The sequence below is a fragment of the Nocardia farcinica genome, from assembly GCF_029867845.1.
Lineage (GTDB): Bacteria > Actinomycetota > Actinomycetes > Mycobacteriales > Mycobacteriaceae > Nocardia > Nocardia farcinica_A.
In genome coordinates, this window is the sequence record NZ_JARWRU010000349.1 from 1 (window position 1) to 5,578 (window position 5,578).

Genomic DNA, 5,578 nt, shown 5'->3' on the forward strand with positions numbered 1-5,578 from the left:
CTGCCGGTCGTAGCGCGACGCGATGGACCACACCTGGAGGAAGACCTCCTGGGTGGTCTCCTCCGCCGCGGCATGCGCGCGCAGCACCCGCAGGGCGGTGGCGAACACCCGCGAACTGGTCGCGCGATAGAACCGCGTGAACGCCTGCTCGTTTCCCTCGGCGATCTCGGCGAGCAGATCGGCCAGATCCATTCCCTTTCCGGGCACAGCCCCCGATGTCGTGTCCGTCGTACTGTCTTCAGGCCCGCACTCGCTTCGCATTCGTGTGCACTCCCTGTCGATCATCCCGACCCGTCACACCATCCGGTGCGCCGCCAGCTATGTTCCAGCAATACAGCCGGAGATGTTCGCAAATGCCGGAAATACGGGGTGTCGAACTTTCGGACCAGCTACCACCTCGGGGAAAGCGGGGAGGACACCGGCAATAACGGACGACTGACGTGCGTGAATATTCAACCTCACGTTATCCACGCATTTGCGACATACAGCCGGTTCCCGCAGGCGGCGACAGCTGTGGCCGGCCGCCCACCAGGCCGATCAGTAGCCGACGTCGCGGCGGCGCAAGCCCAGCAATCCCGCGAGGACGGCCAGCGCGGCGACCGCGAGCAGAACCACCGCCGAGGAGACCGAAGCGTTCTCCAACGGGGTCTGCGGCGTGTGCGTCCACGGGCAGGCCTCGCCGAACCAGGACGGCAGGTCGAAGGCCTCGGCGAAGAGCACGGCCACCACACAGTAGGCGAAGAACGCCCAGGTGAGCGCGGCGGCGAAGCGGGGAAGCCAGCCGAAGGCCGCCACCGCCACGCCGAGCACGATCCAGACCGCGGGCACGTGCACCAGGGCGGCGGCCGTCAGCCGCAGAGGCTGACGGGCGTCGTCGGTCATCATGCCGTGCACCAGCCCCTCGCCGAGACCGCCGGCCGCCGTGACCACCGCACTGCCGAGGAACGCCACGGTCAGGTGACTGCCCAGCCAGCGCGCGCGACCGACCGGCCCCGCCAGCAGCGGCTCCACCACACCGGAGGTCTCCTCGGAGCGCGCCCGCAACACCGAGGAGATCCCGTAGGCGGCGGCCAGCAGCGCGGTCATCCCGAGGGTCAGCGCCAGATAGGAGTCGACGGCGTCCTCCACCCCGCCGGGCAGGTAGATGGCGATCTCCGGGTTGTCGGCGAGGAACTCCTCGATGCTCTGCGCGAACGAGCCGTACGCGGCGCCGAGCAGGAACACCCCGACAGCCCAGGCCGCGAAGGCGCCGCGTTGCAGCCGCCAGGCCAGGCCGAGTGGGGAGGACAACCACCGGCTCGCCACCGGCCTGCCGCGCCCGCTCCGCACCAGGCCGGCGCCGAAGTCACGGCGGTCGAGCAGCACGAACGCCAGCATCACCAGCACCAGGCTCGCCACCACGAACAGCGCGACAGGCCACCAGCGGTCCTCGACGAAGGGATAGGTGCGCTGGCCCCAGCCGATCGGCGACAGCCAGGAGACGGTCCCGCCGCCGACATCGCCGATGGCGCGCGACACGTAGGCCGCCGCGATGAGGAAGACCGTTGCGCCGTAGACGGCGCGGGAGGCGTCGGCGATTTGGGCAGCCACCGCGGTCGCGGCGGCGAAACAGGCGCCGATCCCGGCCAGGGCGACACCGGTCAGCAGTGAGCCGGGCACCGGCAGTCCGGTGGCAACGCCGACCCCGAACACCGTGACCGCCACCGACGCGTTCGCGATCCCCGCCAGCGCGAGCGCGGCGACGACCGGGGCGCGGCGGCCGAGCCGGGCCGAACGCAACAGTTCCGCACGGCCGGTCTCCTCGTCGGCCCTGGTGTGCCTGCCGACCAGGAACATGCTCATCAGGCCGGTGACCACGGCCAGGTAGGAGAAGATCTCGAACAGCACCTCGCCGCCGACACTCTCCAGCAGCGCGGTCGGCCCGCCCATGGCGACCGCGGCGGCGTTGCTGCCCATCGTGGCGCGCAACTGGGCCAGTTTCTGCGGGGTGTCGTAGAGGTTCTGGCTGCTCACCGACTGGAAGGCCAGCAGCGCGCCGACACCGGCCACCCAGCACGGCAGGGCGACACGTTCGCGGCGCAGGGCGAAACGCAGCAGCGTGCCCCAGCCGGTGGTGCTCGGGTGCCCCTCGTCGGCGCGCCGCGGTCCCACGGTGCGCTCGTGACCGCCCACCCCGGTGCGGACGGTCACGAGGCCGCCGCCTCGGCAGCGGGCTGTTCGCCCTCGGTCGCGTAGTGGCGCAGGAACAGATCCTCCAGCGTGGGCGGGGAACTGGTCAGCGAGCGCACGCCAGAGGCGGTCAGCGCGCGCAGCGCCGCGTCGAGTCCGGCGCCGTCGACTTCGAAGCGGACCTTGCCGTCCACGCGCACCAGACCGTGCACTCCGGGCAGGTCGTCCAGGCCGTCCACCGGACGCTCGGTCTCGGCGGTGACCGTGGTGCGGGTCAGATGCCGCAGCTCGGCGAGGGTGCCGGATTCGACGGTGCGGCCGTTGCGGATGATGCTCACCCGGTCGCACAGCGCCTCCACCTCGGCGAGGATGTGGCTGGACAGCAGCACCGTTCGCCCCTGCTCGACCAGTTCGCGCACACACTGCTGGAACTGCGACTCCATCAGCGGGTCCAGGCCGGAGGTGGGCTCGTCCATCAGGTACAGCTCGGTCTCGGCGGCCAGCGCCGCCACCAGCGCCACCTTCTGCCGGTTGCCCTTGGAGTAGGTGCGGGCCTTGCGGCTGGGGTCGAGATCGAACCGCTCCAGCAGTTCCTCCCGCTTCCTCGGGTTCAGCCCGCCCCGCAACCTGCCCATCAGATCGATGACCTCGCCGCCGGTGATCCCCGGCCACAGCGTCACATCGCCGGGCACATAGGTCAGCCGCGTGTGCAGCGGCACCGCGTCCCGCCACGGATCCTTGCCGAGCACCCGCACCTGCCCCGCGTCGGCGCGGTACAGCCCGAGCAGCACCCGGATCGCCGTGGTCTTGCCCGCCCCGTTGGGCCCGAGGAACCCGTGGACCTCCCCCTGCCGCACCCGCAGATCGAGCCCGTCGAGCGCGCGGACCGGACCGAACGTCTTCACCAGGCCGTCGATCGAGATCACCGCATCGTCCATATCTCGATACTGCACCCCCCGGCCTGCCCGGGACAGGCATACACGTCGATCCGCGTGCCGCACCGGGTGTGTCGGCCGCCGCTGTCCTGTGCCACTCCCGCGGTGGACGGCGGCGCATGGGCATAGGGTCGAACGATGAGCAATCCGTTCTTCGAGCGCAGTCCGCTGCCCTACGAGTTGCCTCCGTTCGCGCAGATCACCGAGGAGCACTATCTACCCGCGTTCGAGCGGGGGATGGCCGAGCAACTGGCCGAGGTGGCGGCGGTCGCGGCGAATCCGGCGGAACCGACGTTCGAGAACACGATCGTGGCACTCGAGCGGTCAGGGGAGATCCTGACGCGGGTCAGCGCGGTGTTCTTCAACAAGTCGTCCTCGGACACCACGGCCGACATCGATGCGATCGAGGCGCAGGTGTCGCCTCGGCTGGCGGCGCATCGGGACGCGATCCGGTTGGATGCCCGGCTGTTCGCGCGGATCGAGGCACTGTACGAGCGACGGGCGGAACTGGGACTGGACGCGCAGGACCTGCGGCTGCTCGAGCGGTACCACCTGGAGTTCGTGCGGGCGGGTGCGCGATTGGACGAGGCGGGGCAGCGGCGGCTGCGGGAGCTGAACACCGAATTGGCCGCGGCGGCGACGACGTTCGGGCAGAACCTGCTGGCGGCGACCAATGCCGCGACCGTGGTGGTGACCAGCGCGGCGGAGCTGGCCGGGCTGACGCCCGCGGCGGTCACGGCCGCGGCGAAGGAGGCCGCCGCGCTCGGCCGGGACGGGGCGTGGGCGCTGCGGCTGCAGAACGTGTCGAACCAGCCGGTGCTGTCCGAGCTGGCGGATCGGCAACTACGGCGGCGGGTGCTGGAGGCCTCGCTGCGCCGGGGGTTCAGCGGCGGCGCGGAGGACGGCCCCGACGCGGTGAACGCGACGCTGGCCGCGCGGATCGCCGCCTTGCGGGCCGAGCGGGCCGCGTTGCTCGGCTATACGGATCACGCGAGCTACGCGGTGGCCGATCAGACCGCCGAGAGCGTGGCGGCGGTGGAACGGATGCTGGCGCGGCTGACGCCGCCCGCGGTGGCCAACGCGCGGCGGGAGGCCGAGGATCTGGCGGCGGCCATGCGCGCGGCGGGCGCCGACGACGAGCTGCGGCCGTGGGATTGGCAGTACTGGTCGGAAAAGGTGCGCGCGGAACGGTATTCGTTCGACAGTTCCGCGTTGCGGCCCTATCTGGAGCTGGAGCGGGTGCTGTGGGACGGGGTGTTCCACGCCGCCGAACAGGTGTACGGCATCACGCTGCGCGAGCGTGACGACCTGGTGGGCTACCACCCCGATGTGCGGGTGTTCGAGGTGTTCGACACCGACGGCTCACCGCTGGGGTTGTTCCTCGGCGACTACTTCGCCCGGCCGTCCAAGCGGGGCGGGGCGTGGATGAACGAACTGGTGGCGCAGTCGCATCTGCGCGGCGCCGAGGCCGTCGTGGTCAACAATCTCAACATCCCCCGCCCGCCCGAGGGCGAGCCCGCACTGCTCAGCTGGGACAACGTGCGCACCCTGTTCCACGAGTTCGGCCACGCCCTGCACGGGCTGTTCTCCGACGTGCGCTACCCGTTCTTCTCCGGCACCGAGGTGCCGCGCGACTTCGTGGAGTTCCCCTCCCAGGTGAACGAGATGTGGATGACGCACCCGCAGATCCTGGCCCGCTACGCCCGCCACGTGGAGACCGGCGAGCCCATGCCCGCCGAACTGATGGAGCGGCTGCGCGAGGCGGAACGGTTCGGCGAGGGCTTCCGCACGGTCGAGTACCTGGCCGCCACCTGCCTGGACTGGGCGTGGCACCGCCTCTCCGCGGGCGAGACCCCCGGCGATCCCGAGGAGTTCGAGCGGCGCGCGCTTGCGGCCGCGGGCCTTGCCCTCGACGCGATCCCGCCGCGCTATCGCACCGCCTATTTCGCGCACATCTTCTCCGGCGGCTACTCGGCCGGGTACTACTCCTACATCTGGAGCGAGGTGCTCGACGCCGACACCGTGCGCTGGTTCGAGGACGGGAATGCCTCGATCCGGGAGAAGGGCGAGGTCTTCCGCCGGGAACTGCTGGCGCGCGGCGGGTCGGTCGATCCGATGGCGGCGTTCGCGGCCGTGCGGGGGCGGGAGCCGGACATCGAGCCGCTGCTGGAGCGGCGGGGGCTGCTCCCGGCGTAGCTCAGAGCAACCCCCGCAGCCGCAGATCGCGCACGTACTTGGCGATCAGCTCCGGCGACAGATGCGGCACGTCCCCGCCGAGCGCGGGCCCCGCCGCCCGCACCGCCGCCAGGAACTGCCCCGCGGGTAGCGCCGAACCGGCCAGGGCCGGGGACGGCCTGCGGTAGGCGTGCAGCAGCGGCAGCACCGAGTGCTTGCGCTGCTGTTCGGGCAGCGCGTGCAGGGCGGTCTCGGGGGGGGGGCCCCCGGCGGCGGGGGGGGGGGGGGGGGGGGTGGGG

5 protein-coding genes are annotated in these 5,578 nt (G+C 71.5%); 1 reads left to right on the forward strand and 4 read right to left on the reverse strand.

Annotation, left to right across the window (positions count from 1 at the left end; all coding sequences use genetic code 11):
• The 3 genes from QH283_RS07495 to QH283_RS07505 all read right to left on the reverse strand — a co-directional run.
• A partial coding sequence (locus QH283_RS07495; protein WP_280502290.1) for a sigma factor occupies positions 1-192 on the reverse strand: 192 nt, incomplete at its 3' end.
• Between the two features lie 345 nt (positions 193-537).
• Positions 538-2,190 carry an ABC transporter permease gene (locus QH283_RS07500; RefSeq protein ID WP_280502291.1) on the reverse strand — a complete coding sequence of 551 codons (1,653 nt, stop codon included), beginning with the start codon at positions 2,188-2,190 and terminating at the stop codon, positions 538-540.
• Positions 2,187-3,107 carry an ABC transporter ATP-binding protein gene (locus QH283_RS07505; RefSeq protein ID WP_280502292.1) on the reverse strand — a complete coding sequence of 307 codons (921 nt, stop codon included), beginning with the start codon at positions 3,105-3,107 and terminating at the stop codon, positions 2,187-2,189. Before QH283_RS07505 ends, QH283_RS07500 begins: the two co-directional genes overlap by 4 nt.
• Positions 3,108-3,242: 135 nt before the next feature.
• Here QH283_RS07505 and QH283_RS07510 point away from each other — a divergent pair, with 135 nt between their 5' ends.
• Positions 3,243-5,300, forward strand: coding sequence for a M3 family metallopeptidase (locus QH283_RS07510; RefSeq protein WP_280502293.1), 2,058 nt, complete (start codon positions 3,243-3,245; stop codon positions 5,298-5,300).
• Position 5,301: 1 nt separating this feature from the next.
• Here QH283_RS07510 and QH283_RS07515 read toward each other — a convergent pair.
• A partial coding sequence (locus QH283_RS07515; RefSeq protein ID WP_280502294.1) for a hypothetical protein occupies positions 5,302-5,578 on the reverse strand: 277 nt, incomplete at its 5' end.

Coding starts and splice junctions, on each gene's coding strand:
- QH283_RS07510 (WP_280502293.1), top strand. CDS start 3,243: ATGAGCAATCCGTTCTTCGAGCGCAGTCCGCTGCCCTACGAGTTGCCT.
- QH283_RS07505 (WP_280502292.1), bottom strand. CDS start 3,107: ATGGACGATGCGGTGATCTCGATCGACGGCCTGGTGAAGACGTTCGGT.